The sequence below is a fragment of the Streptomyces sp. NPDC045998 genome (assembly GCF_056430285.1).
Genome location: NZ_JBWKLJ010000013.1, coordinates 120,352 through 144,834 on the forward strand (window position 1 = coordinate 120,352; position 24,483 = coordinate 144,834).

At 72.1% G+C, this 24,483-nt stretch carries 29 protein-coding genes; 11 read left to right on the plus strand and 18 right to left on the minus strand.

Annotated features, from left to right (window positions below; genetic code table 11):
• Positions 1–247 precede the first annotated feature (247 nt).
• Positions 248–1,870, plus strand: coding sequence for a chaperonin GroEL (gene groL, locus AC07FJ_RS30925; RefSeq protein ID WP_355355581.1), 1,623 nt, complete (start codon positions 248–250; stop codon positions 1,868–1,870).
• A 117-nt stretch (positions 1,871–1,987) separates the two neighbouring features.
• Here the strand turns inward: groL and AC07FJ_RS30930 are convergent, their stop codons facing one another.
• The 4 genes from AC07FJ_RS30930 to AC07FJ_RS30945 all read right to left on the minus strand — a co-directional run bounded on the left by AC07FJ_RS30930 (position 1,988) and on the right by AC07FJ_RS30945 (position 5,039).
• On the minus strand, positions 1,988–2,785 hold the full coding sequence (locus tag AC07FJ_RS30930) for a hypothetical protein (protein WP_479052495.1): 798 nt from the start codon (positions 2,783–2,785) through the stop codon (positions 1,988–1,990).
• A 34-nt stretch (positions 2,786–2,819) separates the two neighbouring features.
• Complete coding sequence (locus tag AC07FJ_RS30935; protein ID WP_479052496.1) at positions 2,820–3,770, minus strand: immunity 49 family protein; 951 nt, start codon at positions 3,768–3,770, stop codon at positions 2,820–2,822.
• A 125-nt stretch (positions 3,771–3,895) separates the two neighbouring features.
• Complete coding sequence (locus tag AC07FJ_RS30940) at positions 3,896–4,444, minus strand: GNAT family N-acetyltransferase (protein ID WP_361417274.1); 549 nt, start codon at positions 4,442–4,444, stop codon at positions 3,896–3,898.
• A 1-nt stretch (position 4,445) separates the two neighbouring features.
• Positions 4,446–5,039, minus strand: coding sequence for a hypothetical protein (locus tag AC07FJ_RS30945; RefSeq protein WP_479052497.1), 594 nt, complete (start codon positions 5,037–5,039; stop codon positions 4,446–4,448).
• An 81-nt stretch (positions 5,040–5,120) separates the two neighbouring features.
• Between AC07FJ_RS30945 and AC07FJ_RS30950 the strand changes: the two genes are divergently transcribed.
• The gene (locus AC07FJ_RS30950) at positions 5,121–5,507 is read left to right on the plus strand and encodes a VOC family protein (RefSeq protein WP_479052498.1); all 387 of its coding nucleotides are present in this window, start codon (positions 5,121–5,123) and stop codon (positions 5,505–5,507) included.
• Between the two features lie 34 nt (positions 5,508–5,541).
• Here AC07FJ_RS30950 and AC07FJ_RS30955 read toward each other — a convergent pair whose 3' ends face one another.
• Complete coding sequence (locus AC07FJ_RS30955; RefSeq protein WP_479052499.1) at positions 5,542–5,976, minus strand: hypothetical protein; 435 nt, start codon at positions 5,974–5,976, stop codon at positions 5,542–5,544.
• Positions 5,977–6,080: 104 nt separating this feature from the next.
• Between AC07FJ_RS30955 and AC07FJ_RS30960 the strand changes: the two genes are divergently transcribed.
• Entirely contained in the window at positions 6,081–6,932 is an 852-nt protein-coding gene (locus AC07FJ_RS30960; RefSeq protein WP_479052500.1) for a hypothetical protein, read from the plus strand.
• Between the two features lie 25 nt (positions 6,933–6,957).
• Here the strand turns inward: AC07FJ_RS30960 and AC07FJ_RS30965 are convergent, their stop codons facing one another.
• Together AC07FJ_RS30965 and AC07FJ_RS30970 are read right to left on the minus strand one after the other, a co-directional pair.
• Positions 6,958–7,536: a Uma2 family endonuclease gene (locus AC07FJ_RS30965; protein ID WP_479052501.1), complete on the minus strand. Its 579-nt coding sequence runs from the start codon at positions 7,534–7,536 to the stop codon at positions 6,958–6,960.
• 56 nt (positions 7,537–7,592) lie between these two features.
• Positions 7,593–8,438: a hypothetical protein gene (locus tag AC07FJ_RS30970; protein ID WP_479052502.1), complete on the minus strand. Its 846-nt coding sequence runs from the start codon at positions 8,436–8,438 to the stop codon at positions 7,593–7,595.
• A 231-nt stretch (positions 8,439–8,669) separates the two neighbouring features.
• Here AC07FJ_RS30970 and AC07FJ_RS30975 point away from each other — a divergent pair, with 231 nt between their 5' ends.
• Positions 8,670–9,122 (plus strand): SRPBCC family protein, encoded by a 453-nt coding sequence (locus tag AC07FJ_RS30975; protein ID WP_479052503.1) that lies wholly within the window; start codon positions 8,670–8,672, stop codon positions 9,120–9,122.
• 20 nt (positions 9,123–9,142) lie between these two features.
• Here AC07FJ_RS30975 and AC07FJ_RS30980 read toward each other — a convergent pair whose 3' ends face one another.
• Together AC07FJ_RS30980 and AC07FJ_RS30985 are read right to left on the minus strand one after the other, a co-directional pair.
• Positions 9,143–9,328, minus strand: coding sequence for a DUF397 domain-containing protein (locus AC07FJ_RS30980; RefSeq protein ID WP_479052504.1), 186 nt, complete (start codon positions 9,326–9,328; stop codon positions 9,143–9,145).
• Positions 9,309–10,151, minus strand: a complete 843-nt coding sequence (locus AC07FJ_RS30985; protein WP_479052505.1) for a helix-turn-helix domain-containing protein — start codon at positions 10,149–10,151, stop codon at positions 9,309–9,311. Before AC07FJ_RS30985 ends, AC07FJ_RS30980 begins: the two co-directional genes overlap by 20 nt.
• 115 nt (positions 10,152–10,266) lie before the next feature.
• Between AC07FJ_RS30985 and AC07FJ_RS30990 the strand changes: the two genes are divergently transcribed.
• Both AC07FJ_RS30990 and AC07FJ_RS30995 read left to right on the plus strand, forming a co-directional pair.
• The gene (locus tag AC07FJ_RS30990) at positions 10,267–10,482 is read left to right on the plus strand and encodes a hypothetical protein (protein WP_479052506.1); all 216 of its coding nucleotides are present in this window, start codon (positions 10,267–10,269) and stop codon (positions 10,480–10,482) included.
• Positions 10,479–10,685 carry a hypothetical protein gene (locus tag AC07FJ_RS30995; RefSeq protein WP_361418479.1) on the plus strand — a complete coding sequence of 69 codons (207 nt, stop codon included), beginning with the start codon at positions 10,479–10,481 and terminating at the stop codon, positions 10,683–10,685. Before AC07FJ_RS30990 ends, AC07FJ_RS30995 begins: the two co-directional genes overlap by 4 nt.
• 3 nt (positions 10,686–10,688) lie before the next feature.
• On the opposite strand, the gene AC07FJ_RS31000 is transcribed toward AC07FJ_RS30995, so the two are convergent.
• From AC07FJ_RS31000 to AC07FJ_RS31020, 5 genes are all read right to left on the minus strand, one after another.
• A complete protein-coding gene (locus AC07FJ_RS31000; RefSeq protein WP_361417306.1) occupies positions 10,689–10,952 on the minus strand; it encodes a WhiB family transcriptional regulator in 264 nt (87 codons plus the stop codon).
• A 140-nt stretch (positions 10,953–11,092) separates the two neighbouring features.
• On the minus strand, positions 11,093–12,511 hold the full coding sequence (locus tag AC07FJ_RS31005; protein WP_479052507.1) for a PTS transporter subunit EIIC: 1,419 nt from the start codon (positions 12,509–12,511) through the stop codon (positions 11,093–11,095).
• Between the two features lie 144 nt (positions 12,512–12,655).
• Positions 12,656–13,207, minus strand: coding sequence for a YwqG family protein (locus tag AC07FJ_RS31010; protein WP_479052508.1), 552 nt, complete (start codon positions 13,205–13,207; stop codon positions 12,656–12,658).
• A 41-nt stretch (positions 13,208–13,248) separates the two neighbouring features.
• Positions 13,249–14,151 carry an N-acetylmuramic acid 6-phosphate etherase gene (gene murQ / locus AC07FJ_RS31015; RefSeq protein WP_479052509.1) on the minus strand — a complete coding sequence of 301 codons (903 nt, stop codon included), beginning with the start codon at positions 14,149–14,151 and terminating at the stop codon, positions 13,249–13,251.
• Positions 14,152–14,198: 47 nt separating this feature from the next.
• Positions 14,199–15,218 carry a MurR/RpiR family transcriptional regulator gene (locus AC07FJ_RS31020; RefSeq protein WP_479052510.1) on the minus strand — a complete coding sequence of 340 codons (1,020 nt, stop codon included), beginning with the start codon at positions 15,216–15,218 and terminating at the stop codon, positions 14,199–14,201.
• 80 nt (positions 15,219–15,298) lie between these two features.
• Here AC07FJ_RS31020 and AC07FJ_RS31025 point away from each other — a divergent pair, with 80 nt between their 5' ends.
• Both AC07FJ_RS31025 and AC07FJ_RS31030 read left to right on the plus strand, forming a co-directional pair.
• Positions 15,299–15,655: a hypothetical protein gene (locus AC07FJ_RS31025; protein WP_361417318.1), complete on the plus strand. Its 357-nt coding sequence runs from the start codon at positions 15,299–15,301 to the stop codon at positions 15,653–15,655.
• Complete coding sequence (locus AC07FJ_RS31030) at positions 15,652–15,924, plus strand: DUF4031 domain-containing protein (RefSeq protein ID WP_468294061.1); 273 nt, start codon at positions 15,652–15,654, stop codon at positions 15,922–15,924. Before AC07FJ_RS31025 ends, AC07FJ_RS31030 begins: the two co-directional genes overlap by 4 nt.
• Here the strand turns inward: AC07FJ_RS31030 and AC07FJ_RS31035 are convergent.
• Both AC07FJ_RS31035 and AC07FJ_RS31040 read right to left on the minus strand, forming a co-directional pair.
• A complete protein-coding gene (locus AC07FJ_RS31035; protein WP_479052521.1) occupies positions 15,875–17,122 on the minus strand; it encodes a Cmx/CmrA family chloramphenicol efflux MFS transporter in 1,248 nt (415 codons plus the stop codon). The genes AC07FJ_RS31030 and AC07FJ_RS31035 overlap by 50 nt on opposite strands.
• A gap of 108 nt (positions 17,123–17,230) precedes the next feature.
• The gene (locus AC07FJ_RS31040) at positions 17,231–17,908 is read right to left on the minus strand and encodes an HD domain-containing protein (protein ID WP_479052511.1); all 678 of its coding nucleotides are present in this window, start codon (positions 17,906–17,908) and stop codon (positions 17,231–17,233) included.
• 94 nt (positions 17,909–18,002) lie between these two features.
• Here AC07FJ_RS31040 and AC07FJ_RS31045 point away from each other — a divergent pair, with 94 nt between their 5' ends.
• Positions 18,003–18,662, plus strand: coding sequence for a maleylpyruvate isomerase family mycothiol-dependent enzyme (locus AC07FJ_RS31045; protein WP_479052512.1), 660 nt, complete (start codon positions 18,003–18,005; stop codon positions 18,660–18,662).
• Between the two features lie 29 nt (positions 18,663–18,691).
• Here the strand turns inward: AC07FJ_RS31045 and AC07FJ_RS31050 are convergent, their stop codons facing one another.
• Together AC07FJ_RS31050 and AC07FJ_RS31055 are read right to left on the minus strand one after the other, a co-directional pair.
• A complete protein-coding gene (locus tag AC07FJ_RS31050; protein ID WP_479052513.1) occupies positions 18,692–19,960 on the minus strand; it encodes a TolB family protein in 1,269 nt (422 codons plus the stop codon).
• A 145-nt stretch (positions 19,961–20,105) separates the two neighbouring features.
• Positions 20,106–22,373, minus strand: coding sequence for a heavy metal translocating P-type ATPase (locus AC07FJ_RS31055; RefSeq protein WP_479052514.1), 2,268 nt, complete (start codon positions 22,371–22,373; stop codon positions 20,106–20,108).
• A gap of 199 nt (positions 22,374–22,572) precedes the next feature.
• Here AC07FJ_RS31055 and AC07FJ_RS31060 point away from each other — a divergent pair, with 199 nt between their 5' ends.
• A complete protein-coding gene (locus tag AC07FJ_RS31060; RefSeq protein ID WP_479052515.1) occupies positions 22,573–23,427 on the plus strand; it encodes a hypothetical protein in 855 nt (284 codons plus the stop codon).
• Between the two features lie 50 nt (positions 23,428–23,477).
• Positions 23,478–24,173: a copper homeostasis protein CutC gene (locus AC07FJ_RS31065; RefSeq protein ID WP_479052516.1), complete on the plus strand. Its 696-nt coding sequence runs from the start codon at positions 23,478–23,480 to the stop codon at positions 24,171–24,173.
• Positions 24,174–24,483: the final 310 nt, after the last annotated feature.

A 24,483-nucleotide genomic window follows, 5' to 3' on the forward strand; every position in this document is an offset into this window, starting at 1 on the left:
GCGGAGGGGATCGAGGGCTCTCGATCCCCGGGAGATCGCCGGGAGATCACGGGGAGGAGCTTGCACTCGAAGGGGTCGAGTGCTAATCATTGGCGTTAGCACTCTGAAGGTGAGAGTGACAACGAAGGACCGAGTCGGTGAGGTCCGCAGGCCGGTGGGGCAAGGAACCACAGGGGCATGCAGGCCGTCCGTCGCGGGCGCCAGCGCGGTCCGGAGCATCCACCCCAGTCCGGGAGGACCACTTCACATGGCCAAGATCATCGCGTTCGACGAGGAGGCACGGCGCGGCCTCGAGCGCGGCATGAACCAGCTCGCCGACGCCGTCAAGGTGACCCTGGGCCCCAAGGGTCGCAACGTCGTCCTCGAGAAGAAGTGGGGCGCCCCCACGATCACCAACGATGGTGTCTCCATCGCCAAGGAGATCGAGCTCGAGGACCCGTACGAGAAGATCGGCGCCGAGCTGGTCAAGGAAGTCGCCAAGAAGACGGACGACGTCGCCGGTGACGGTACGACCACCGCGACCGTCCTCGCCCAGGCGCTCGTCCGCGAGGGTCTGCGCAACGTCGCCGCCGGCGCCAACCCGATGGCCCTGAAGCGCGGCATCGAGAAGGCCGTCGAGGCCGTCTCCGGTGCGCTGCTCGACCAGGCGAAGGAGGTCGAGACGAAGGAGCAGATCGCCTCCACCGCCTCCATCTCCGCCGCCGACACGCAGATCGGCGAGCTCATCGCCGAGGCGATGGACAAGGTCGGCAAGGAAGGCGTCATCACCGTCGAGGAGTCCCAGACCTTCGGTCTGGAGCTGGAGCTCACCGAGGGTATGCGCTTCGACAAGGGCTACATCTCGGCGTACTTCGCCACCGACATGGAGCGTATGGAGGCCTCTCTGGAGGACCCGTACATCCTGATCGTCAACTCCAAGATCTCCTCCGTGAAGGACCTCCTCCCGCTGCTGGAGAAGGTCATGCAGTCGGGCAAGCCGCTGCTGATCATCGCCGAGGACGTCGAGGGCGAGGCCCTGTCGACGCTGGTCGTCAACAAGATCCGCGGCACCTTCAAGTCCGTCGCCGTCAAGGCCCCGGGCTTCGGCGACCGCCGCAAGGCCATGCTGAACGACATCGCCATCCTCACGGGCGGCACGGTCATCTCCGAGGAGGTCGGCCTCAAGCTGGAGAACGCCGGTCTCGACCTGCTGGGCCGCGCCCGCAAGGTGGTCATCACCAAGGACGAGACCACGATCGTCGACGGTGCCGGTGACAGCGAGCAGGTCCAGGGCCGCGTCAACCAGATCCGCGCCGAGATCGAGAACTCCGACTCGGACTACGACCGCGAGAAGCTCCAGGAGCGCCTGGCGAAGCTGGCCGGCGGCGTGGCCGTCATCAAGGCCGGTGCCGCGACCGAGGTGGAGCTCAAGGAGCGCAAGCACCGCATCGAGGACGCCGTTCGCAACGCGAAGGCGGCCGTCGAGGAGGGCATCGTCGCCGGCGGTGGCGTGGCCCTGATCCAGGCCTCCTCCGTCTTCGAGAAGCTGGAGCTCGAGGGCGACGAGGCGACCGGTGCCAACATCGTGCGCCTGGCCCTGGAGGCCCCGCTGAAGCAGATCGCCGTCAACGGTGGTCTCGAGGGCGGCGTCATCGTCGAGAAGGTGCGCAACCTGCCCGTCGGCCACGGCCTGAACGCCGCGACCGGTGAGTACGTCGACATGATCGCCGAGGGCATCATCGACCCCGCCAAGGTGACCCGTTCCGCTCTGCAGAACGCGGCCTCCATCGCGGCGCTGTTCCTCACCACCGAGGCCGTCGTCGCCGACAAGCCGGAGAAGGCGTCCGCCCCGGCCGGTGGCGGCATGCCGGGCGGTGACATGGACTTCTGATCCCTCGCGGATCGGTAAGCCCGGTTACGGAACCGAGGGCGGCACTCCCCGTAAGGGGGGTGCCGCCTCGGGCGTTCCCGCGCCGCGGGCGTCATCGACGACCCGGGCCCCCCTCCGTCAGACCGTTTCGGTGCGGTCCTTCGGACCGTCGGCGAGGTGATCGTAGAACTCGTCGATCAGAGCGAGCAGCCCGGCCACGGCGTGCTGCTCGGTCTCGGGCGACCAGGGCTCCTCGGGACGGCCGTCGGGAAAGACCAACTTCTCGGCCAAGAGCCAGTACACCAGGTTCCAGCCGTAGCCCAGCTTGGTGGCGAGCCACTCCCGGAACCCGTCCAGCAGGGCTCCTTCGGCGGCGGTGTCATAGCCGTTGAGGAACCCGACCACCGCATCGAAAGTGACCCTGCCGACGAATATCCCCGGGCGCTTCTTGAAGTTGGCCCAGATGTCCTGGTGCGACCGCGTCGGCTTGTCCCAGCCGCGCCCCCAGGCAGCGGGCATGTGCGCATCGCCGGTGCCGGCCCCCCAGGTGGAGTACGAGACCGCCTCCGGCCCCACGCCGAGAGCCGCGAGGACGCTGCCCACGCGGGCGGCCGAATCGACAGGCCCGCCCGACCGGGTCCACACGTGGGTTCCCGGAGCGTCCCCCTCGTGGTGGGTGACGACGAAGTCCATCCCGTCCAGCACGAAGAACGCGGTCCGCACACTGCCGCGGCTGTCCCACGAGCTCTCGAGGGTCAGCCCCAGCCGCCGCGCCACCTCCTCCAAGTCCACCGAGAGCAGGGCCAGCGCACGCAACGGCCAGGCCACGCTCTGGTACATGGACACCTGCCGCACCGGAAGGCGCTCACCAGCCCGGAGTTCCGTCGCGGGCTCCCCGTCGCCCTGCCCATCCCGTTTCCTGATCACCTCGGTCACGAGGCACAGTCAACCAGTCGGCCCCCCGGGTGGCCTACGTGGCGGCCTGGTGGACCAAGCGCGATCCCAGCAGGCCGTGCGGCAGGTACCCGGACCGGACATCGAGGTCCCACCCGTGGACCTGGACGGCGAGGCAGGCCAGGGCGAGGGGGCCGAGGGGGAGGAGGGACCGGGGCGCGGGATCACCGGCACCGGTCTCGACGCTCTCCCGGTACGCGACCAGCCGGGCGACGAGGGCGTCCTCGAAGGCGTGCTGGTCGTCGTCGAGCAGGACGCGGAGCAGCCGCTGGTCCGCGCTCAGCGCGTCGCCGACCTCGTCGAGCCGCCGGGCGGCCTCCGCGCGCTCCCCGGCGTCGGGCTTGCGCAGCGGAACCGCCGGCCAGTCGCGGGGCAGATGCCCGGCCGCCTCGGTGAGATACGGGCACAGGGCGTCCATGGCGGCCAGGTCGGCGGGGTCGGAGACGGAGGTGTACCGGTTGTAGGGCACGCCGTCACGGATGGCGGGCGCGTAGTCGCCGCGCAGCAGCAGCCCGGTGACCCGCTCCTTCCGCAGGTATCCGCTGACGACACACGTCTCGAACACGTCGAGCCAGGTCCGCGCGGTGGGCGCCTCCCCGACGACGTCCCGGAAGGTGATGGGCCCGTCCCCGAACTCGTCGTCGTCCGGGTCCGTGCTGATCCGTTCCCCGATGAGCGAGAACTGGAGGTCCTGGTCCCCGTCCGGGAAGCACATGATGCTCAGCACTCCGTGCAGACACTCCGCGGCGGTGACGGCGACCGTGCCGGTCGCGGCGTCGAGCCCCGCCTCCGTCACCGTTCGCGCGGCGACATGGTCGAGCAGTTCGTCCGCCATGGCCCGGATCAGCGCCGGCGAGATGCTGCCGTACCGCAGCGAATGCCACCGCGTGTAGGCCCGCCCGTGGATGTCGTCGAGCGCCTCGGCCAACCGCTGCTCGCCGACCTGATGGCATGCCACTTCCCGCACGTTCCGCGCCCCTTCATGAACTCCATGACTGAACGGAGCACGTTAGCAACAGGCACTGACAGCACTGGAGCGTCTTCTCGTCAAGGGATTGCTCCCCTGACGCGGCCGGGCCCAGGGAGTCTCCGCTAAGTAGGCGCCGCATAGCAACGAACGGCCACCCGCTGCTCCGGGCCCCACTGCTGTTCGACCGTGGCCAGCAGCTCCCAGCCGAGCCGCTCGTACAGGGCTGCCGCCGCGGTGTCCGAAGCCAGCACGTCCAGCACCGGGTGTACGCCGAGGTCCCGTGCTTCCGTGACGGCCCGCGCCATGAGCAGCGCACCGATGCCATGGCCGCGGGCCCACGGGGCGACGAACAAGCGGTTCACCACGGCGGCCCGGTCGGTACCCCTCCCCGTACGGACGCTCCACAACCCGGGAGCCGCGTCCGCCGGGTCACTCCGCGACAGGCCGATGTGACCGGCTGGGCGGCCCTCCAGCTCCGCCACCCACGAGGCGATGAGCGACGAGGGGGTGAGCCAGGCGCCCGGAAGGTCGGGCCAGTTGACCGGATAGCCGTCGCGCTGATGGACCTCCGCCAGTATCCGCACGCAGTCACCGAGGTCGCGCTCGGTCCGCTGTCGGATACGCGGGGGACTCGGGCGCACGTGCGCGCCGGACCTGATCTCGCCGGACATCCTACGAGTCGCTTCCGTCGAGCGGCTCGGCGAAGTCCCTGGTCAAGGCCCTGGGGGCGGCGGTTTCCTCGCCGGCGTCCGCGGCGATGCCCAGATCACGGCGCATCGCCTCTCTCGCGACGCCTATCAGCGCCCAGAGCGCGTGCTGTGCTTCAGCGGCCGACTGCAGGGTTTCGCCTGGCTGGGGGTTCCCCTGTTCCAGGCGCTTGATCTGTCCGTAGACCCTGGTCAGCGCTGCGTTCACTTCCCGAGCGGGATCGATCACCCCGTCGGGGGCGATCATCAGAGCCTCGGACCACCGGTCACGGTAGGCGTCCTTGGTTCCCTCCAGGGCCGCTACGTCCTCCTGCCCGGGCGTGCGATCCCGCATGACGTACAAGTGCCGACTGAGCGCCGTGGCGAACTGCCGGGCCTCCCGGTGCAGTTGTGTGTAGCAGCTCCGGCGCAGCTCGCGATGCTCGCGCGCTTCCTGGAGGGCTTGGGCCATCTCCAACTCGCGCCTCTTGGCCCGGTCGGCGCCCCGCTGGGTGAGCAACGCGCCCCCGAGAGTTCCCGCGACACCGGCGATCGCGATCAGTACGGCCCCCACGTCCATGCGGACACCCTAGACGCCGCGATGTGCGTCAAGGAGCTGCTCCCCTGACGCGACCGGGCCGAGGTGCACTAGGGTGCGCCGATGTCATCGATCAAGCATTTCCAAGTCACCTTCGACTGCGCGGACCCCGCGCGCGTCGCCCGCTTCTGGTGCGAGGTCCTGGGGTACGTCGTCTCGGCGCCGCCGGAAGCGGACGAATGGTCCGCCTGCGTGGACCCTTCGGGGGCGGGCCCGCGGCTGTACTTCCAGCGCGTTCCCGAGGGCAAGGCCGCCAAGAACCGGGTGCACCTCGATGTGCGGGTCGCCACCGGGCTCGTGGGGGAGGAGCGCCTCGCCGCCCTTGAGGCCGAGTGCGCGCGGCTGGTCGCGCTCGGCGCGGTCCACGTGCGGACGCTGCCCGCCGACGACGAGAACGAGTCGTGCATCGGGATGCAGGACATCGAGGGCAACGAGTTCTGTCTCGACTGAGCGTCCGAGAGGGCGGCCCGCGGGCTGGGACGGCCTACGGGCTGAAGACGAGGCCCACGCCCGCGAGCACCCCCGCCGCAAGCGAGCACAGCGCGATCCGCTGCCCCTCCCGTAGGTAACGGGCGCGGGCCCTCCGCTCCTTGCGGATGGTCTTGGCCGTCCCCATGTGCAGACGCTTCGGGAACTGCGGGTGGTGCACGAACGCGTACGTCTCGCCCACCACGTGCGCGGGCCCGACCGTCGCACCCTGCTCGTGCCGTACGTACGTCCCACCGGGCCCTTCGAACTCGTACACCGCGTGTGCGTACTGCCCCTTGCCGAACGGCACCAGACTCACCAGACGTGCCTGCACCTCGATGCCGGATTCGTCGAGCTCCGTCATCTTCTTCAGCACCGTCCGCTCGCCCTTGACGCACATCAGACCGAACATGAGGCCCGGCACGGACGCGATCGCGAAGCATATGAGCACTGCGTTCACCAAGTTCACACAGCGGACCGTACGGCACCCCCGGCCCTGCCGTAAGCCCCGCAACCCCTTCACCGTGCGGTCGAAGGCAGCTTACGATCACGCCCATGTCGATCCCATCGCCCATACCCATCCTCCGGGGCAACCGGGGAACCGAGCTCCGCTGCGAGGGTGAGGATCTACTGCTGCGTCGCTCCGACGAAGAACTGCGCATCCCCTTCGCGGCGATCGCCCGGGTGCGTGCCGAGCGGCGCGACGTGACCGTCGAGCTGACCGCCCCGGCCGGTGCCGAGCCGACCGCCTACCGGGTCGAGGACGTGAGCGCGGCCGCTGCGACCGTCTTCGCCGACGCCGTGACCGACGTACTGCCCGAACGTCCCGCCGGTGAAGAGCCGGTCGACGGCTCCGCCCTGGTCACCGTCCGCAGCCTCCGTGCCGCAGCGGACGGTGCGGCGGGCGGCGAAGGGGACGAGGAGCCGTACGAAGAGCCGCCCCTTGTGGGGCGGGCCGCCCTGGCCCCCGGCGCCGTCCTCGTGGTTCTCTCCGTGACCGTCTGGGTGGCCGGCGGCCACGTGGGGCGTGCCATCGCGACGCTGCTCCTCGGCTCCGTCGGAGCCTGGCTGGGCTTCCACGCGTGCAGGATGCTGTGGGACGCCTGGGACTCCTGGTACCTGCCCCGCTACGGCATCACCGTGGAATTCACGCAGGTCATCCTCGAAGGCGAGGCCGCCTTCGCCTTCACGGACAGCAGCGGAGCGATACACCGCGTCGGCCGCAACGTCCTGTGGTGCACCACAGGCCAAGCCGCCTACCACCCGCGCAACCCCCAGCGCGCCGTGGCCGGCCGGGGCTGGCGCGGCATCGTCCCGCATCTCGCCCTCGGCCTGTTCGTGGCCGCCCTCGCCACCGCCGCCGGCTACGGCACGCTCGCCCTCGCCCTCCCCGCCTTCGACGGTTAGGCCGTACGTTCCAGGCCGGGCCCGCTCAGCCCGCGTAGTCCTTGAGCTCCTCCGTTGCGAGGGTGATGCCCACGGGGTCGGGGAGCTCGACGGTGTCGCCGTACTTGTACGGGACCTGCTTCTGGTAGGTCCCGTGCGAGGGTTCGCTGTGGACGACGAGGGTGTCGGAGTCGCGGTCGACGAGGAGGAAGACCGGGATGCCCGCCTGGGCGTATCCGGCGCCTTTCTCCTTGCGGTCCCAGAGGTCGGTGTCGGAGTCGTGCGAGGTGACTTCCACGGTCATGAGGACGCCTGAAGGGTCCGCCCATTCGCCGTGCCCGGCGAAGTACCGCCTGGGCGCGAGGGCGCCGTCGGGCCGGGCCCGGCCCTTCCGGTAACCCTCGACCACGAGGCCCTGCTCGGGGTGGAGATCCAGGTCCGGGCGGTGCTGCATGCACTGCCGCAGGAGCCACATGAAGATGGACACGTGGTCGCCGTCGGGCACGGGCTTGACCTTCAGCTTTCCGTTGACGAATTCGAGCGTGACGGTTTCCGGGGCTCGGCGAGCGAGCTGCTCGAACTCCTCGACGGACATCTGCGGGCGCTCTGCGGTGCCAGGGGTCATGGTGTCGCCTCCTCCCCTACAGAGTGCCCCGCCTCTGGTGCGGGTGAGCTGAACTGTCATGCATGGCTCCTTTCGGGTCGCAGTCCGGCCGCCGCCTTCGCCGCCGCCGCGCGGGCGTGGACCTCGGCCGGGGGCAGCGGCGGGCGGGGGAGCGGCACCGCCTCGCCCCGGCAGGGGCCGCACTCGCCGTCGCGGAGGGCCTCCGGGCGAGCCGGGTCGCCGCAGCGGGCGCACTCCAGCATCCGCAGCGGCGGGCGGTACGGCTCCGTGCGCGGCGGCGGAATCTTGGTCGTCAGGCGCGTCCGGGCCAGCGCCAGCGGGCGGTGGACGGTCTCCGGGAGCCCGGCCGTCAGGGCGATCCGCACCTGCTGCTCCGTCGCCCCGCGCTCGAACCACTCGTCCACCAGCGGCGCCAGCACCCCGCACTCCCCGGCGGACAGCGACATCATCGGCGCCTCGCGCCCCAGGGCCGCCAGCAGCACGTACGCCCGCGACAGCGTCTGCCGCCGGGGCTTGTCCTCCGGTACGTCCCCCCGCTGGAACGCCGCCCACCACTCGTCGTCCCGCGCCGTCCGCGACCACCACGTGCGCGTCACCCACTGCTGGGGGCCATCGCCGAGCGTGTGCTCCCGCCCCCGCCGCAGGTGACCGGCGCGTACGAGGTTGTTGAGCGCCGTCCGCAGCGCGCACTGCCCGTACTCCGGGAGCACCTTCGCCAGCGTCTTCACGGAGATGTCCGCGCCGTCCGTCAACCTGTCGATGTACCCGGCGATGGACGCCTCGCGCGGCGGCAGGTGCGCGAAGTCGCCGCTGGTCGGCGGTTTCTGGCCAGGCGCGGAACGCTTGCCGTAGCCGGGGCTCGCGAGGGGGTGCGCGGCAACACTAAGCTCTTCGTCATCCATGGGATCGGGCCTTTGCGATCTCGATGGGCAGACCCCCGCAGGTGTTGTCAGCACCTCGCGGGGGTTGTTCGTTATTCGGGCACGCTAGAGCGTCGACACGCAGCGTGGCAAATCGACTCCGGAGGGTCAACGCGCCGGGTGGGTGGGCGGGTTCACGACCAGACCCATGAACCCAATCCTGTGAAGAAAGCTCGGATCTCGGGGCTTGAGCCCCGGGCCTACGCTGGAGACATGGCCGTCGACGTCCTGTCGGAGATCGTGATCGACGCGCCGTGCGACCTGGTCGCCGCGTACGCAGCCGATCCATCGAACGCGCCCGAGTGGTACGCCAACATCGTCTCTGTTGAATGGCGAACCCCGCCGCCCCCGACCGCCGTCGAGGTCGGCTCCCGCGTCACCTTCATCGCGCGCTTCATGGGGCGGCGCTGGGTCTATACGTACGAGATCACCGAGTACGAGCCCGAGCGGCGCCTCGTCATGCGAGCGACCGAGGGCCCGCACGACATGGAGACCACCTACACCTGGGAGCCGTACGGCCCCGACGGCACCCGCACCCGCATGACCCTCCGCAACCGCGGCGGCCCCGGCCACCGCTTCGCCGAACCCGCGGTGCGCTACGCCAACCGCAAGGACCTCCGGAACCTGAAGGCCCTGATGGAGTGGCGGATGGACCCCGACGCCTGAACGGTGCCGGGGCCTCCGCCTTACTGCTTGACGCCCGCTACGAACGCGGACCAGGCCGCCGCCCGGAACACGAGCTTCGGGCCGTGCGCGTTCTTGGAGTCGCGGACGGGGACGATGTCGGGGTTGCCGTCGGCAACTTCGAGGCAGTTGCCGCCCTCGCCGCCGCTGTAGCTGGACTTGCGCCACTCAAGAATTTCGATCTTCATGGGCGTAATCCTCCGCCACTGTTTCGATCAGGGCCAGGGATTCAACGGGTGACAGTGCGCTGGCCCTGACCAGATCGTAGGACAGCTCGTACCGTGCGACAGTGGCCGGGTCGTCCTCCAGTTGGCCGGTGGCGAGTACCTCAAGGTAGGCGAGCGGAGGGGTGTCCTCGAACGCCATCAGTTTGAGGGCTCCGTTCGAAGATGCGTGTGCGCCGGCGTTGAATCTCAGCACCTGCACGATGATTCGGTGTCGACGTCCCAACTCCGCGACTTGGCGCAGTGCCTCCGCCATCACCCCCGGGCCGCCGACCTCTCGGCGTAGCACCGCCTCGTCCAACACTGTCCAAAACAGCGGGTTGGTTGGATCGTCGAGCAGTTGGGCGCGGTCGAGTCGAGCCTCGGTCAGCTCGTCGATCACCGCTTCCGGAGCGGTCGGCTGGTACGCGCGGAACACCGCCCTCGCGTACGCCTCCGTCTGCAACAACCCCGGGATCAGTTGCGGCGCGTACTCCTTGATGGCCACCGCCATCGCTTCCGCCTTCGCCGCCTCCGCGAAGTGGTCCGGGTACTTCGACTTGCTCGCCGCACCGCAGTTGCGGGCGAAGAAACCGTTCGTACCCAGGATCTCGTCGAGACGGACCGCCATCTCCGGAGTGATCCGCCGGATGCCCAGCTCCAGCTGGCCGATGAACGAACCGCTCACGAACAGCGCCGCACCCAGTGAGTCCTGGCTGTGACCTGCGGCTTCGCGCAGATGGCGCAGCTCGTTTCCCAGCAGAGCGCGCGGCGAGGAGAACGGATCCAGATCCTTTGGACGGGGCATGTGTCAACTCCCGTTAGCACAGATGGGGTTGTTGAGCCCCATATATGTTCAGGCTAGCCGCAAGTCGACCACTCTGTGTACAGGATCGGAATACTCAGCGTGGAGGTGGCAGGTCATGGAGTTGCGATCAGCGGAGCGGCTGCGGGCGACCGAGGAAGTAGTGGACCAGCTGCGGAGCGAGCTGAAGGAGCTGGGGCTGGTGCTGCCGTCCCTGGGGGTGGACCCGGTCACCGCGTCGAGTGAGGCGCCGTACCCGCTGGTCGATCTGGGGCGCTGCAACCTGGACACGGCCATGAGGCTGGTCGCCGTTCTCCACGAGGTGCGCCGGTGAAGGCGGGGGAGTACGTGATCGACGGCCGGAGCGGGCGCGTCGGTCAGGTGATGGGTCACGTGGGCGGGTACGTACAGCTGCGTCCGCCGGGAGGGGGCCGGGAGTGGGACTGTCCGCCCGAGGTGCTGAGCCCGGCGCCGCCGGGAGAGGTGCTGAGAGAGCGGGTGCGGCAGCTCAACCGGCAGATGCGCCTGGCGCCCTAGGCTTCAGCGGCGGGCGTTCGCCTTCGCCGCGCGGTTGCGGGTGCGGCGCTTGAGCGCGCGACGCTCGTCCTCGCTCAGGCCGCCCCATACGCCGCTCTCCTGGCTGTTGTCCATGGCCCACCGCAGGCACGGTTCGCGTACCGGGCAGCGGTGGCAGATGGACTTGGCCGCTTGGGTCTGGAGCATGGCCGGCCCGCTGGTCCCGATCGGGAAGAACAGGTCGGGGTCTTCGTGCCGGCAGGCGGCGGCGGTGCGCCAGTTGTCCATCAGGGGCCTCCCTGGGTCGGTTTCGGGGTGGTTCGGGGCTTCTCTTCGGGTGACCGCCCTTCTGTCGCTGAAACGGCAGACACGATTCCTCTTCTTTTCTTCTTCTCTTCTTGTCTTCTCGTCCGGCTCGCGGCGCGGGCTCAAGTCCCGGTCGCGGGAGTGAGGGTGGCCTTGTCGAGGCCGAAGAAGTAGGTGGCGAGGAAGCCGGTGACGTAACCGGTGAGCAGGCCGGCCGCGTAGATGGCGACCGTCATGAGGGAGGCCGGGCCCTGGTCACCGTTGAGCAGCGGGAACAGCGCCCAGCCGGACGGGCCGATGGCCGTCGAGCCGACCTTGGCGCCGAGCATGCCGCACAGGCCGACGACGCCGCCGCCGAACGCGCCGCCGACGCAGGCGGTGATGAAGGGGCGGCCCAGGGGGAGCGAGACGCCGTAGATGAGCGGCTCCCCGACGCCGAGCAGACCGGCCGGCATCGCGGACCTGATGGTGCGCCGGAGGTCGGTCCGGTGGCGCAGCCGTACGTACACGGCTGCCGCCGCGCCGACCTGGCCCGCGCCCGCCATGGCGAGGATCGGGAGCAGGACGGTGAAGCCCTGCTGCTCGATGAGGGTGGTGTGGATGGGGATGAGGGCCTGGTGCAGGCCCAGCATGACGAGCGGGAGGAACAGGCCGCCGAGGACGAACCCGGCGGCGGCGCCCGCGTGGGTGAGGAGCCAGTCCGCGAAGGTGCCGATGGCGGTGGAGACCGCGCCCGCGAGCAGCATCAGACCGAAGAGGGTGACGAGGCCGGCGAGGAGGACGGTGAGGGTGGGGGTGACGAGGACGTCGAGGGCCTCGGGGACGCGGCGGCGGCACCACTTCTCGATGCGGGTCGCCAGCAGCGCGGCGGCCAGCGCGCCGAGGACGCCGCCCTGGCCGGGGGCGAGGGTGTGGCCGAGGACCTCGACCTTCGCCACGCCCGCGTAGACGATGATCGCGGCGACCGCGCCGCCGAGGACCGGGGTGCCGCCGAACTCCTTCGCGGTGTTGATGCCGACGAAGACGGCGATCAGCGCCATGAAGCCGGAGGCGATGGCGGCGAGGGCGGGGGTGAGGGAGGGGAGGAGGCCGAGGTTGACCAGCAGGCCGTTGAGGCCGGCGATGATGCCGCAGCCGATGAGCGCCGGGATGAGGGGCACGAAGATCGCGGCGATGCGGCGCAGCAGCAGCTTGAAGGGCGTGGCGTTCCTCGCCTTCTGCGCCTCCTTGATCGCGGCGCCCTGGGCTTGGAGGTCCCGGTCCTGGAGGAGGAGCGCCTCGAACGCGGGGGTGACGCGGTTGACGGTGCCGGGGCCGAGCACGATCTGGTAGCTGTCGCCGTCCTCGACGACGCCGAGGACGGCGGGGTGGGCGCGGATGTCCGTGTCCTGGACGAGGGTGCGGTCGCGGAGGGTGAGGCGGAGGCGCGTCATGCAGTGGGCGACGGAGGTGATGTTGGGGGCGCCGCCGAGGAGGGGGAGGAGGGCGGTGGCGGTTTCCCGGTGCGGGTCGGGCGCGGGGGCGGGTGCGGCTGCGGTCATGCGCGGATGGTGCCAGCGGGCGCGGGCCGTACGGCGCCCGCGCGCCGGTGGCGGCTCGTGCCCACCCGTTCCTCCCCCTGGGACTACGTCACTGGGGTGACCCGCCTGGGGACGACGGCTCACGGCCCGCGCCCCGCGCCGCGGTCACCGCTGCCACAGGAAGGCCGCCTCGCGGCAGGGGAGGCAGTGGAAGACGTAGCCGCGGCCTCCGCCGCCGAAGTTGGCGGAGGTCGCGAAGTCGGCTCCCTCTTCCAGGTCGGCCGTGAAGGTCATCCGGGTGGCGCAGGAGGGGCAGTCGGGGGTCTCGTCACCCTGAATCCAGTCGGGTTCGCCGCCCAGCGCCCCCAGGACCGGCTCCGTGCTCGGGACGTCGGCCGGGTGGGGGCGCAGAGCGGTGACCGCGCCGAGCAGCGTCTCGCCCTCGGCGGGGACGGTGGCCGCCCCGAGGGGACCGTCGAACAGGAAGGCGCGGTTGGCGCCGCTGGTGGCGTCCCAGTCGTCGCACAGGCCGGGGTTGTTCTGGCAGAGGAACACCGAGACCACCCCGAACGCGAGGGGCAGATGGGCGAAGAACAGCATGGCCCCGCCGCACTCGCGGCACATCGGCCACACGAAGCCCTCCGGAACGAGGGGCACGCCCCCCGTGCGCAGTTCGGGAGCGTCGGCTACGGCTTCCCCGCCGTGGATGAGCAGCATGTCCACAGACTAGGCACGGCCTCCCACGACCCGGACACCCCCTAGCGCTCCAGTGCCGCGCGGAGGTGGCCGTCCGTCTCCTTGAGCAGGCGGATCGCCGTGTCGGCGTCGACGTCCGCCAGGAGCGTGAGGATCGCGGGCTTCACCTCGCCGTCCGTGGCCGCGAGGGCCGCGTCGATGGCGGGGGCGGGGGCGCCGGTCGCCAGGGCGACGATGCGGTGGGAGCGGGCGCGGAGCTTGTCGTTGGTGGCGCGGACGTCGACCATGAGGTTTCCGTACGTCTTGCCCAGGCGGACCATCGTGATCGTCGAGATCATGTTGAGGACGAGCTTCTGGGCGGTGCCCGCCTTCAGGCGGGTGGAGCCCGTCACGAACTCGGGGCCGACGACGACCTCGATGGCGTGGTCGGCCGCGGCCGCGAGCGCGCTGCCCGGGTTGCAGACGAGGCCGATCGTCAGGGCCCCCGCCGTACGGGCGTGTTCCACCGCGCCGAGGGCGTACGGCGTACGGCCCGAGGCGGAGACGCCGATCACCGTGTCGTCGGCGCGCAGCCGCAGGGCCGTGAGGTCCTCGGCGGCCAGGTCCCGCGAGTCCTCGGCGCCCTCGACGGCCTCCGTCATCGCCGCGCGGCCGCCCGCGATGAGGCCGACGACCTGGCCGGGGGCGGTGTTGAAGGTGGGCGGGCACTCGCTGGCGTCGAGCACGCCGAGGCGGCCGGCCGTGCCGGCGCCCGCGTAGATCAGGCGGCCGCCGCGGGCCATGCGGGCGGCGGTGGCGTCGATGGCGGCGGCGATCCGGGGGAGCTGGGTGGCGACGGCGGCCGGTACGGACTGGTCCTCGGCGTTCATGAGGCGGGCGATCTCGGCGGTGGGGAGCCGGTCGATGTCCGCGAGGTCGGGGCGGAAGGCTTCCGTGGTGAGGGCGGCGAGCTCGGAGGGGTTCATGCGGGCGTGCTCTTTCGCTCTTTCGGCCGGTCGGTTCGGTCCGCCGGTCAGCGGGTTCGGGGCGTGTGGCGGTGCGCGAGCGCCTCGTACGACGCGGCGAGGGCGGGAGCGGCCGTCTCGTACGTACGCTGCGTGACGCCCGTGAAGAGGCAGTCCACGACGAGCAGTTGGCTCGTGCGCGACGACATGGCGGCGGGGCGCAGCTCGCTCTCGCGGGCCGTCGAGGTGGTGAGTATGTGGTCGGCGTACTGCGAGACCGGGCCGTCGGGGCGACCGGTGATGGCGACGGTCGTGGCGCCCCGGTCGAAGGCGACGCGGAGCGGTTCTATGACGTCGCCGGTGGAGCCCGAGTGGGTGATGGCGATGGCGACGTCACCGGAACGGAGCTGGACGGCGTTGGTGACGGCGAGGTGCGGGTCGCTGTGCGCGTGCGCGACGAGCCCGATGCGCAGCAGCTTCTGGGCGAGGTCCTGGGCGACGAGCCCGGAGGCGCCGACGCCGTAGATGTCGGTGCGGCGGGCGGCGGCCAGTGCGGTGACGGCGGCGCCGAGCTGGACGGTGTCGAGGTTCGCGGCGGTGTCGGCGAGGGTCTGCTGCTCGTCGTACGCGAGCTTCGCGACGACGTCGGCGAGGGGGTCGTCGACGGCGATGTCGGCGGTGACGGAGGGGCCCCGGCCGGACTGCTGCTGGGCGGCGAGCCCGGCGAGCGCGAGGCGCAGGTCGCGGTAGCCGGGGTAGCCGAGGAGGCGGGCGGTGCGCACGACGGTGGCCTCGCTGGTGCCGGTGAGCTCGGCGAGGCCGGTGACGGTGAGGGCGGCGCACCCGGCGGGGTCGGAGGCGACGGCCTCGGCGACCCGCTGCATGGAGCGGGTCATGGAGGGCGCGAGGGTGCGGACCTTGGCGGCCAGGGCGGCGGGGGCGGGGGCGACCGCTGCGGGGGCCGTGGCAGCCGGGGCGGCCGGAGTGGCCGGGCTCGCCGTGGGTGCCGTGGGGGCGGCGGGAGCGGGAGCGGGGGCGGGAGCTGCGGGGATGGCGGCGGTGAAACTTTCCTTCACATGGTGGGTCACGCCATGAAAGGTATTTTCAGCACATCGGGCCGTCAACCCTGCCCGGTCGCCCGGGGGGCTTCAGGGGCGACAATGGCTCCATGAACGCGCTAGACCCCCTTGAGCAGGCCCTGCACGCCGCCCGCGCGCGGGTCCTCGCCGACCTCGTCGCGCGCGAGGTCGCCCAGGCCGAGGTCGTCTCGCTCGTCGAGGACGCGGTGACGCACCGCCGCTGGTGGGTCGAGCAGTGGCCCGAGGGCGTCGGCTATCTCGCCGGGCTCGTCGCCCAGGACGTACAGGACGCGCTGCTGGAGCGGTACGGCCGCTGGCCGCTGTGCCCGGTATGCGACGCGGGCGACCCGCACGCGCTGGACGTCGAGCCGGAACTGGGCCCCGACCCGCACTGGGTCTGCGCCCAGGCGGGTGTCGTGGTGGCCCCCGTGGGCGGCCTCACGTGACGGTGTACATCGACCCGCCGACCTGGCCGGGCCATGGCCGCATGTGGTCCCACATGATCAGCGACGTCTCCTTCGACGAGCTGCACGCCTTCGCCGAGAAGATCGGCGCCCCGCGCCGCGCGTTCGACCGCGACCACTACGACGTGCCGTCGGTGCGGTACGCGGACGCGGTGGCGGCCGGCGCGGTCGAGGTCAGCTCCCGGGAGGTCGTACGCCTCCTCAGGAAGTCGGGCCTGCGCCGCCCGAAGCGCCGGTCGGGGACGGACTGACGGCGGGGGCGGCTGAAGGCCCCTGCCCGCCCGCGACCAGGCGGGACGGTGACGTACGGCCGTGCAGGCGCAGGGCCACGGCGACCGTGACCAGGGCCAGGAGGGTCATCGCCGCGCCCGCCCAGGCCGGGGAGGCGAAGCCGAGGCCCGCGTCGATGACCGTGCCGCCGAGCCAGGGGCCGCCGGTGTTGCCGAGGTTGAAGGCCGCCGTCGTCGTGGCGCCCGCCAGGGTGGGGGCCGCGCCCGCGACGTTGAACATGCGGGCGTTCAGCGCCGGGGCCGTGTAGAACGCCGAGACGCCCAGCAGGAACGAGAGCACGATCACGGCGACCGGGCCGGAGGCGAGGAGCGCGAGCGCGACCAGGAAGAGCGTCGACGCCGCGATGCCGCTGAGCAGCACGCCGAAGAGGTGGGCGTCGGCGACGCGACCGCCGACCATCGTGCCGACCAGCGCGCCGATGCCGAAGAGCGCCAGCACCGTCGGGACCCAGCCGGCGTCGAGCCCGGCGACGTCCGTCAGCAGCGGAGCGAGGTACGAGAAGGCGCAGAAGACACCGCCCGCCGCGAGCGCGGTGATCACGACGGCCAGCCAGACGTGTCGGTCGCGGTAGATGGTCAGCTCGCGCCGCAGCCGGGGCCGCGCGTCGGGCAGGGGGATGCGCGGGATGAGCGTCACCACGCCCACCAGCGCTATCGCGGACGCCAGCGCGACCGCCCAGAACGCCGACCGCCAGCCCAGGTGCTCGCCGAGGAAGGCGCCCGCCGGGACGCCCAGGACGTTCGCGATCGACAGCCCGCCGATCATCACCGCCATCGCCCGGGCGCGCGCCCCGAACGGCACCATGGCGATCGCGACCGCCGCGCCGACCGCCCAGAACCCGGCGCACGCGAGCGCGCTGATCACGCGGGACGCGAACAGCACGCCGTACGAGGGCGCCAGCGCGCCCGCGACCTGGCCGAGGCCGAACACCGTGATCAGCGTGACCAGCGTCGTCTTGCGCGGCAGCCGCAGCGTCGCCACCGCCAGCAGCGGCGCGCCGATCACCATGCCGATCGCGAACGCCGAGATCAGCAGACCGGCACGCGGAATGGAGACGTCCATGTCGGCGGCGATCGGCGGCAGCAACCCCGAGAGCATGAACTCGCTCGTACCGAGCGCGAAGACGGACAGGCCGAGGATGTAGACGGCCAGGGGCATGCGGGCGCGGGCGGTGCTGCCTGTGCCGTCGGTGCCGGGGGTGCTGTCGGTGATGTCGCTGTGGTCGGTATGAGGCGGCATGACAGGGACCAACGCCCCTGACGCGGCTTACATTCCTGTCTCCAGGAGGGACAGCTCCGTCGTCAGGTTCTGGCGCGCCCGCTCCTCCCACTCCCGGCGGCCGTGCGGCGTGCGGAAGAGGTGCGGCAACCCCAGCAGCTGGCGCAGCACCGCCGCGCGGCCCTCGCGGAAGGCGTCGTCGGGGACGAAGCCGTACTCCTCCCGTACCGCCGCCGCGTACGCCGCGTACCGCTCCGGGGCGGCGGCCAGGACCGCGAGGTCCGCGTCGCAGAGGACCTCGCCGTTGCGGTCGCCCTCGGCGGGGTCGTGGGTGATCGTCAGGCGGACGAGCCGCGCGACCTCCCGCGTACGGGCCTCGTCGATGCCGAGCTCCGGCAGTGCGCGCTCGGCGAGGCGGGCGCTGCGCTCCTCGTTGGTGGAGCGCTCGGGGAGGTAGACGGCGTCGTGGAACCAGGCGGCGAGGCGGACGAGGTCGGCGTCGTCGGCGTACCCGACCAGCTCGTCGATCCGGTCGAGGACCGCGATCAGGTGGTCGGTGGTGTGGTAGCGGCGCTGCGGCTCGGCCCAGCGGGCGAGGAGGTCGTCCGCGTAGCGATGGGGAGACGGCATGCAGTCGTCGGTGTCGCGGGCGACGAGTACGGCCGACGCCCAGCGTCCGCGCAGGTCGTCGTGGGCGGGGTGGCGGGGTGCGGAGGGTGCGGCCATGAGGTCATTGTGCCGGGGGCGGGCCGTCGCGTGGCCGCCGCATGGTCGCCGTCGCGTGGTTGCCATGGGGCGCGGTGGGCGGTTTGCTGGGGCCATGACCGACGTACGTGATCCAGAGCTGCCCGGGCTGTTGCTGCGTACCGAGCGCGACGCCCTGATCCCCTTCCTCCGCAAGCTTCCTGACGAGGCGTTCGCCGTCCGCACCTGCTGTCCCGGCTGGACGGTGCGGCATGTGCTCGCGCACTGCGCGGCGGCGCTGACGCGCGTCGTGGAGAACCGGTTCGAGGAGGGCGTCTTCAGTCCCGAGGCCAACGACCGGGACATCGAGGAGCGCGCCGGGCTGTCGAACGCGGAGGTCGTCGACGAGCTGGAGCGCGGCATGACCGAGGCCGGGCCGGTCATCGCGGCGGCGTCGCACGGGCGGCTCGACGCGATCGCGCTCGGCGAGTGGGTGCACGCCGGTGACGTGCGCGAGGCCCTCGGGGAGCCGGGGGCGTACGCGGGCGCGGGTCTCGCCCCGGCGCTGGACCTGCTCGCCGCGGTGACCCGCGCCCGCGCCACGCCGCCGCTCCACGCGGACCTCGACGACGTGGACGAGCCGGTGCTGCTGGGCGCGGCGACGGGTGAGCACCCGCCGGCGCGGTACCTGGGGCCCGCCTCCACGCTGATCCGGCTGTACGCGGCCCGGCCCCTGACGGGCACCCGCTACGACCTGGCGGGCGTGCGGGAGGCGGAGCTGGTGCTGTTCGGGTAGGCCCCCTGAAAGCTCAGGGGCTCAGAGGCTCAGCGGACGCGTACGAAGACGTCCGTGGAGGCGTTGGTGTCGCCCGGTACGAGGCCCGTCGCGTACGACGTGAAGGAGACCGTCCGGCCGTCCGCGCTGACGTCGACCGCGTCACCCCCGTGCGCGGTGCCCGTACCGTCGGCGCGGCTGACCAGATGCGTGGTCCCGGTCACGAGGTCGTGGACGAAGGCGTCGAACTCCGCGCCGGTGTCCAGCGGGTCCAGGCCCTTCATGGTGGACGAGAAGACGGCGTAGCGGCCGTCCGGACTGATCACGGGGAAGCGGGAGCCCGGCGACCAGATCTCGGCGGGCGGCTGCCCGGAGCGGCCGTCGCTCGCCACGCTCACGCGGGTCGTGGTCTTCGCCTGGCGGTCGCGGACGAAGACGTCGTTGTAGCCGTCGGTGTCGCCGGGGACGAGGCCTTGGGTGCCGGAGCTGAAGTAGACGTACCGTCCGTCGGCGCTGATCGCCGTGTCGGTCGACGCGTTCGCCTGCCGGCCGTCCTGGCCCCGGCTCACGATCTCGGTGGTGCCGGTCTGGCGGTCGTGGACGAAGACGTCGTTCCCGGTGCCGTTGGTGTCGTCCGCCACGATGTCGGTGCGGTGCGACTCGAAGGCGATGTGGCGGGCGCCGGTGCCGAGCGCGATGCCGTAGACCTCCTCCCGCCAGGGGCCCACCCGGGTGAGGGTGCCGGCCTGGAGGTCGTACAGGTGGATGCCGCCGGCCGCGTACCCGGCGTAACGGCTGTCGGGGCTGAACGCCACGGAGAAGAGGGAGAAGTCGGGCACGGTGCCCGTGATCTTCCGGGTGGTGCGCGTCTGGCGGTCCCGTACGAAGAAGTCGTCCTTGCCGTTCGTGTCGCCCGCCACCAGGTCGGCGGCGGCGGACTTGAACGCGACGTACCTGCCGTCGGGGCTGATCACCGGGTCGTACGCGGGGGTCTTCGACTGGCCGCCGGACGGCGTCAGGTTGACGCGCTCGACCGTGCCGGTCTGGCGGTCGCGGACGAAGACGTCGACGATGCCGTTGGTGTCGCCCGGCACGAGGTCGGTCGAGTCGGAGACGAGCGTGACGTACCGCCCGTCGGCGCTCAGCGAGCCGCCGCGTGAGCCCTTCGCGGCCTGCGCGCCGGTGCTGGTGAGGGTCACGCGCTCCGTGCGGCCGGAGGGCCAGTCGGCGGTGTGGGTGTCGGCGTGGGCGTGGGTGGTGGCGAAGGCGACGACGGCCAGGGCCGTCGTCGCCGTGTAGCGCCGTAAGTTCCGTCTCATCGCGATGCGCTCCCGGAGTGGGTGGGGACCGGGTCCGTCCCCCTGCTGAGCATTGAAGGTCAACTCGCGTGCCGACGGGCCTCGGACCTGGCCAAGTAGCGGCAGGTCCGAGGCCCGTGGCCCCACTCCGGGGGGTACGACGCGGTTACGACGCGGCCTTGAAGCCGCGCAGCCGCAGGCTGTTGCCGACGACGAAGACCGAGGAGAAGGCCATGGCCGCTCCGGCGATCATCGGGTTGAGCAGGCCGGCGGCGGCCAGGGGCAGGGCGGCGACGTTGTAGGCGAAGGCCCAGAAGAGGTTGGAGCGGATCGTGCCGAGGGTCTTGCGGGAGAGGCGGATCGCGTCCGCCGCCGCGCGCAGGTCGCCGCGCACGAGGGTGAGGTCACCCGCCTCGATGGCGGCGTCCGTGCCCGTGCCCATGGCGAGCCCCAGGTCGGCCTGGGCGAGGGCGGCCGCGTCGTTGACGCCGTCGCCGACCATGGCCACCGAACGGCCCTCGGCCTGAAGGCGCTTGACCACCTCCACCTTGTCCTCCGGCATGACCTCGGCGATCACCTCGTCGATGCCGACCTCGGCGGCGACCGCCTCCGCGACCGCGCGGTTGTCGCCGGTGAGCAGGATCGGGGTCAGGCCCAGCGCGCGCAGCCGTCGGATCGCCTCCGGGCTGGTCTCCTTCACGGCGTCCGCGACCTCCAGGACCGCGCGCGCCTCGCCGTCCCACGCCACGGCGATGGCCGTACGGCCGGCCGCCTCCGCCGCCTCCTTCGCCCGCTTGAGCCCGGCCGGGAGGGCGATGGACCAGTCGGCGAGCAGCTGCTCGCGGCCGACCAGGACCGCGTGGCCCTCGACGATGCCCTGGACGCCGAGACCGGGCACGTTCGCGAAGCCCTCGGGCGTCGGGAGCGCGCCCGCCCTGGCGGCGGCGCCGGCGGCGACGGCCTGGGCGACGGGGTGCTCGGAGGCGTGCTCCAGCGCGCCCGCCAGCCGCAGGACGTCGAGCTCGTCGGTGCCCTCGGCGGTGTGGGCCTTGAGGAGCGTCATCTTGCCGGTGGTCACCGTGCCGGTCTTGTCCAGGACGATGGTGTCCACCGTGCGGGTCGTCTCCAGGACCTCCGGGCCCTTGATGAGGATGCCGAGCTGGGCGCCCCGGCCCGTACCGACCATCAGGGCCGTCGGGGTCGCGAGGCCCAGGGCGCAGGGGCAGGCGATGATCAGTACGGCCACGGCGGCGGTGAAGGCGGCCGTGAGACCGGCGCCGTTGCCGAGCCAGAAGCCGAGCGTGGCGAGCGCGAGCCCGATGACGACGGGGACGAAGACCGCCGAGATGCGGTCGGCGAGGCGCTGCGCGGCCGCCTTGCCGTTCTGCGCGTCCTCCACGAGTCGGGCCATCCGCGCCAGTTGGGTGTCGGCGCCGACGCGGGTGGCCTCGACGACGAGCCGGCCGCCGGCGTTGATCGTCGCGCCCGTCACGGCGTCACCGACGCCGACCTCGACGGGGACGGACTCGCCGGTGAGCATCGACGCGTCGACGGCGGAGGAACCCTCCACGACCGTGCCGTCCGTGGCGATCTTCTCGCCGGGCCGGACCAGGAAGCGGTCCCCGGCCTGGAGGTCGGCCGTCGCGATGAGGACCTCCCGGCCGTCCCGCAGGACCGTGACCTCCTTGGCGCCCAGCTCCAGCAGGGCCTTGAGCGCCGCGCCCGCCTTCCGCTTCGAGCGGGCCTCGAAGTAGCGCCCGGCGAGGATGAAGGCGGTGACGCCGGCGGCGGCCTCCAGGTAGATGTTCCCGGCGCCGTCGCTGCGGGCGATGGTGAACTCGAAGGCGTGCGTCATGCCGGGCGTCCCGGCCGTACCGAAGAACAGCGCCCACAGGGACCACAGGAACGCCGCCGACGTACCGACCGAGATCAGCGTGTCCATCGTCGCGGCGCCGTGCCGCGCGTTCTTCCAGGCGGCGCGGTGGAAGGGCCAGGCGGCGTACGTGACGACGGGCGCGGCGAGGGTGAGCGAGAGCCACTGCCAGTACGGGATCTGGAGGGCCGGGACCATCGCCATCGCGATGACCGGGAGGGAGAGGGCGACGGCCGTGAGCAGGCGCTGCCGCAGCGGGCGCAGCTCGTCGTCCTCCTCCTGCCCCTGGGGCGGCGGGTCCCCGGCGGTGGCGGGCGCCGTCGGGGGCGGCGCGGGCTCGTGCGCGGTGTAGCCGGTGGCCTCGACGGTGGCGATGAGGTCCTGTACGGAGACGTCGTCACCGCGGTAGGTGACCTTGGCCTTCTCGGTGGCGTAGTTGACGGTCGCCTCGACGCCGTCCATGCGGTTCAGCTTCTTCTCGATGCGGGCGGCGCAGGAGGCGCAGGTCATGCCGCCGATGGCGAGCTCGATGTGGGCCGTCGTGGTGGTGGGGGTGCTCATCCCGCTGCCGCTCCTTGTCGTGGGCTTCCATTATACCCCTGGGGGGTACTGGTTGTGCGACTCCATGTATACCCAGGGTGGGTATCGATACGCAAGTGCTCACCCGCCTTGACTTCATACCCCCAGGGGGTATCTAGTGATGGGTGTCAGGCAGGTCTCGGACCCTCGGGCCGCTCGGACCCGTATCAAGGAGTCGGTCATGAACACCGGAGTGAAGATCACCGCTTTCGCGGCAGCGCTCGCCGCGACGTTCGGTACGGCGTACGGGGTCGGCAAGGGCGTCGACCCGGTGGTCGCGCCCGCCGCCGCGCCCGCCGCCCACGGGGGGCACGCGGAGGCCCCGGCCGGTGGAGCGGCGTCCGCGCCCGGAGGGCTCCAGGTCTCCGAGGCCGGGTACACCCTCGCCCTGGAGCCGTCGGCGCTCACGGCGGACGCTCCCGCCGAGCTGCGCTTCGCGATCACGGACGCGCACGGCCGCAAGGTCACCGCGTACGAGCGCGAACACGGCAAGGAGCTCCACCTCATCCTCGCCTCGCGGGACCTCACCGTGTACCGGCACCTCCACCCGGTGCGCGGTGCCGACGGCACCTGGTCCGTGCCGGTGCGGCTGCCGAAGGCCGGCGACTACCGCGCCTTCGCCGACTTCACGCCCGCCGGGGGAGAGGGCCTGACCCTCGGGGCCGACCTCGCCGTCGCGGGGGCGTACCGCCCGGCGGCACTCCCCGCCGCGAGCCGCGTCGCCGAGGTCGACGGCTACCGCGTCGAACTGCGCGGGACCCCCGTACCGGGCCGGCCCGCCGAACTCACGCTGCGCGTCAGCCGCGGTGGCGTCCCCGTGACGGACCTCCAGCCCTACCTGGGCGCGTACGGCCACCTCGTCGCGCTGCGCGCCGGTGACCTCGCGTACCTCCACGTCCACCCGCACGAGGGGCCGGCCGGTCCGGAGGTGTCGTTCACGGCGACGGCGCCGAGCTCGGGGTCGTACCGGCTCTTCCTCGACTTCCAGCACGAGGGGAAAGTGCGTACGGCTGCTTTCACGGTGCACGCGCATTAGGCTGACCAATGGACTAGACCTGTCGATCGAGGAATGGAGTCCCAGTGAGCGTGAGCGATCGTGCACTTCTGGAGGTGATCGCGCTCGACGCGGAGGACGCGATCGCCGCCCGGGCGGGCGGCGCGGACCGCCTCGAACTGGTCACGGACATGGCCGCGGACGGGCTCACGCCGTCCCGCGAGACCTACGGCCGGATCCGCGCCGCCGTCGACATCCCGCTGCGCGTGATGCTGCGCCTCGCGGACGGCTTCGCGGCGGGCGACGTCGACGCGCTCGTGCGGGTGGCGCGCGAGATGCGCGCGGAGGGCGCGGACGAGTTCGTCCTGGGCTTCCTGGACGCCGCCGGGCACGTGGACCTCGTCGCCGTGGAACGGCTGGTCGCGGAGCTGGAGGGGTGCCGGTGGACCTTCCACCGGGCGCTCGACCGGGCGGCCGACCGCGACGCCGCGCGCAAGCAGCTCGCGGACCTGCCGGGCCTCGACACGTACCTGACCGCCGGCTCGGCGGCGGGCGTCGACGAGGGCCTGCCGACCCTGCTGGCCGAGGCGGCGGCGGCCCGGCGCGGCGAACCCGGCTACGCGCCGAGGCTCCTGGTGGGCGGCGGGCTGCAGCTGGAGCACGTGCCGGCGCTGCTGGCGGGCGGGGTGACGGGCTTCCACATCGGCGGGGCGGCGCGACCGGCGGGGTGGTCGGGGCCGGTGTCGCAGGCGGCGGTACGGGAGTGGCGGGCGGCGCTGGACGCGTAGCGGGGGAGTTGTCCCCCTGCGGGCGTGGGGGGACCCCCACTTCCCGTAACTGGGGCTGACGCCCCAGACCCCCCGGGGGGAGGTGCACGTGGGGGGCTGACGCCCCCACACCCCGGGAGCGCGGCAGCTGCGCGCCCCAGCTCCCTCGGCGGTGGCGTAGGGGCACCACCGGGGGACGCACGCGCCGGAGGCGGGGACGACCACCCGCGTGAGGGGGTCGGGGGTGGAGCGTGGGGGGGGGGGGGGAGGAAAAAAAACGAAACCCCCCCAAACACAAGTGACAAGAACCCCACCACCCCCCCCCCCCAAC

Coding starts and splice junctions, on each gene's coding strand:
- AC07FJ_RS31005 (WP_479052507.1), bottom strand. CDS start 12,511: ATGACCGCAGCCGCACCCGCCCCCGCGCCCGACCCGCACCGGGAAACC.
- AC07FJ_RS31035 (WP_479052521.1), bottom strand. CDS start 17,122: ATGCCCCTGGCCGTCTACATCCTCGGCCTGTCCGTCTTCGCGCTCGGT.
- AC07FJ_RS31060 (WP_479052515.1), top strand. CDS start 22,573: ATGAACACCGGAGTGAAGATCACCGCTTTCGCGGCAGCGCTCGCCGCG.
- AC07FJ_RS30960 (WP_479052500.1), top strand. CDS start 6,081: ATGTCGATCCCATCGCCCATACCCATCCTCCGGGGCAACCGGGGAACC.
- AC07FJ_RS30940 (WP_361417274.1), bottom strand. CDS start 4,444: ATGTCCGGCGAGATCAGGTCCGGCGCGCACGTGCGCCCGAGTCCCCCG.
- AC07FJ_RS30965 (WP_479052501.1), bottom strand. CDS start 7,536: ATGACCCCTGGCACCGCAGAGCGCCCGCAGATGTCCGTCGAGGAGTTC.
- AC07FJ_RS30990 (WP_479052506.1), top strand. CDS start 10,267: ATGGAGTTGCGATCAGCGGAGCGGCTGCGGGCGACCGAGGAAGTAGTG.
- AC07FJ_RS30970 (WP_479052502.1), bottom strand. CDS start 8,438: ATGGATGACGAAGAGCTTAGTGTTGCCGCGCACCCCCTCGCGAGCCCC.
- AC07FJ_RS30945 (WP_479052497.1), bottom strand. CDS start 5,039: ATGGACGTGGGGGCCGTACTGATCGCGATCGCCGGTGTCGCGGGAACT.
- AC07FJ_RS31025 (WP_361417318.1), top strand. CDS start 15,299: ATGAACGCGCTAGACCCCCTTGAGCAGGCCCTGCACGCCGCCCGCGCG.
- AC07FJ_RS31050 (WP_479052513.1), bottom strand. CDS start 19,960: ATGAGACGGAACTTACGGCGCTACACGGCGACGACGGCCCTGGCCGTC.
- AC07FJ_RS30975 (WP_479052503.1), top strand. CDS start 8,670: ATGGCCGTCGACGTCCTGTCGGAGATCGTGATCGACGCGCCGTGCGAC.
- AC07FJ_RS30950 (WP_479052498.1), top strand. CDS start 5,121: ATGTCATCGATCAAGCATTTCCAAGTCACCTTCGACTGCGCGGACCCC.
- AC07FJ_RS31010 (WP_479052508.1), bottom strand. CDS start 13,207: ATGCTGCTCATCCACGGCGGGGAAGCCGTAGCCGACGCTCCCGAACTG.
- AC07FJ_RS31040 (WP_479052511.1), bottom strand. CDS start 17,908: ATGGCCGCACCCTCCGCACCCCGCCACCCCGCCCACGACGACCTGCGC.
- AC07FJ_RS31055 (WP_479052514.1), bottom strand. CDS start 22,373: ATGAGCACCCCCACCACCACGACGGCCCACATCGAGCTCGCCATCGGC.
- AC07FJ_RS31000 (WP_361417306.1), bottom strand. CDS start 10,952: ATGGACAACTGGCGCACCGCCGCCGCCTGCCGGCACGAAGACCCCGAC.
- groL (WP_355355581.1), top strand. CDS start 248: ATGGCCAAGATCATCGCGTTCGACGAGGAGGCACGGCGCGGCCTCGAG.
- AC07FJ_RS30985 (WP_479052505.1), bottom strand. CDS start 10,151: ATGCCCCGTCCAAAGGATCTGGATCCGTTCTCCTCGCCGCGCGCTCTG.
- murQ (WP_479052509.1), bottom strand. CDS start 14,151: ATGAACCCCTCCGAGCTCGCCGCCCTCACCACGGAAGCCTTCCGCCCC.
- AC07FJ_RS31045 (WP_479052512.1), top strand. CDS start 18,003: ATGACCGACGTACGTGATCCAGAGCTGCCCGGGCTGTTGCTGCGTACC.
- AC07FJ_RS30980 (WP_479052504.1), bottom strand. CDS start 9,328: ATGAAGATCGAAATTCTTGAGTGGCGCAAGTCCAGCTACAGCGGCGGC.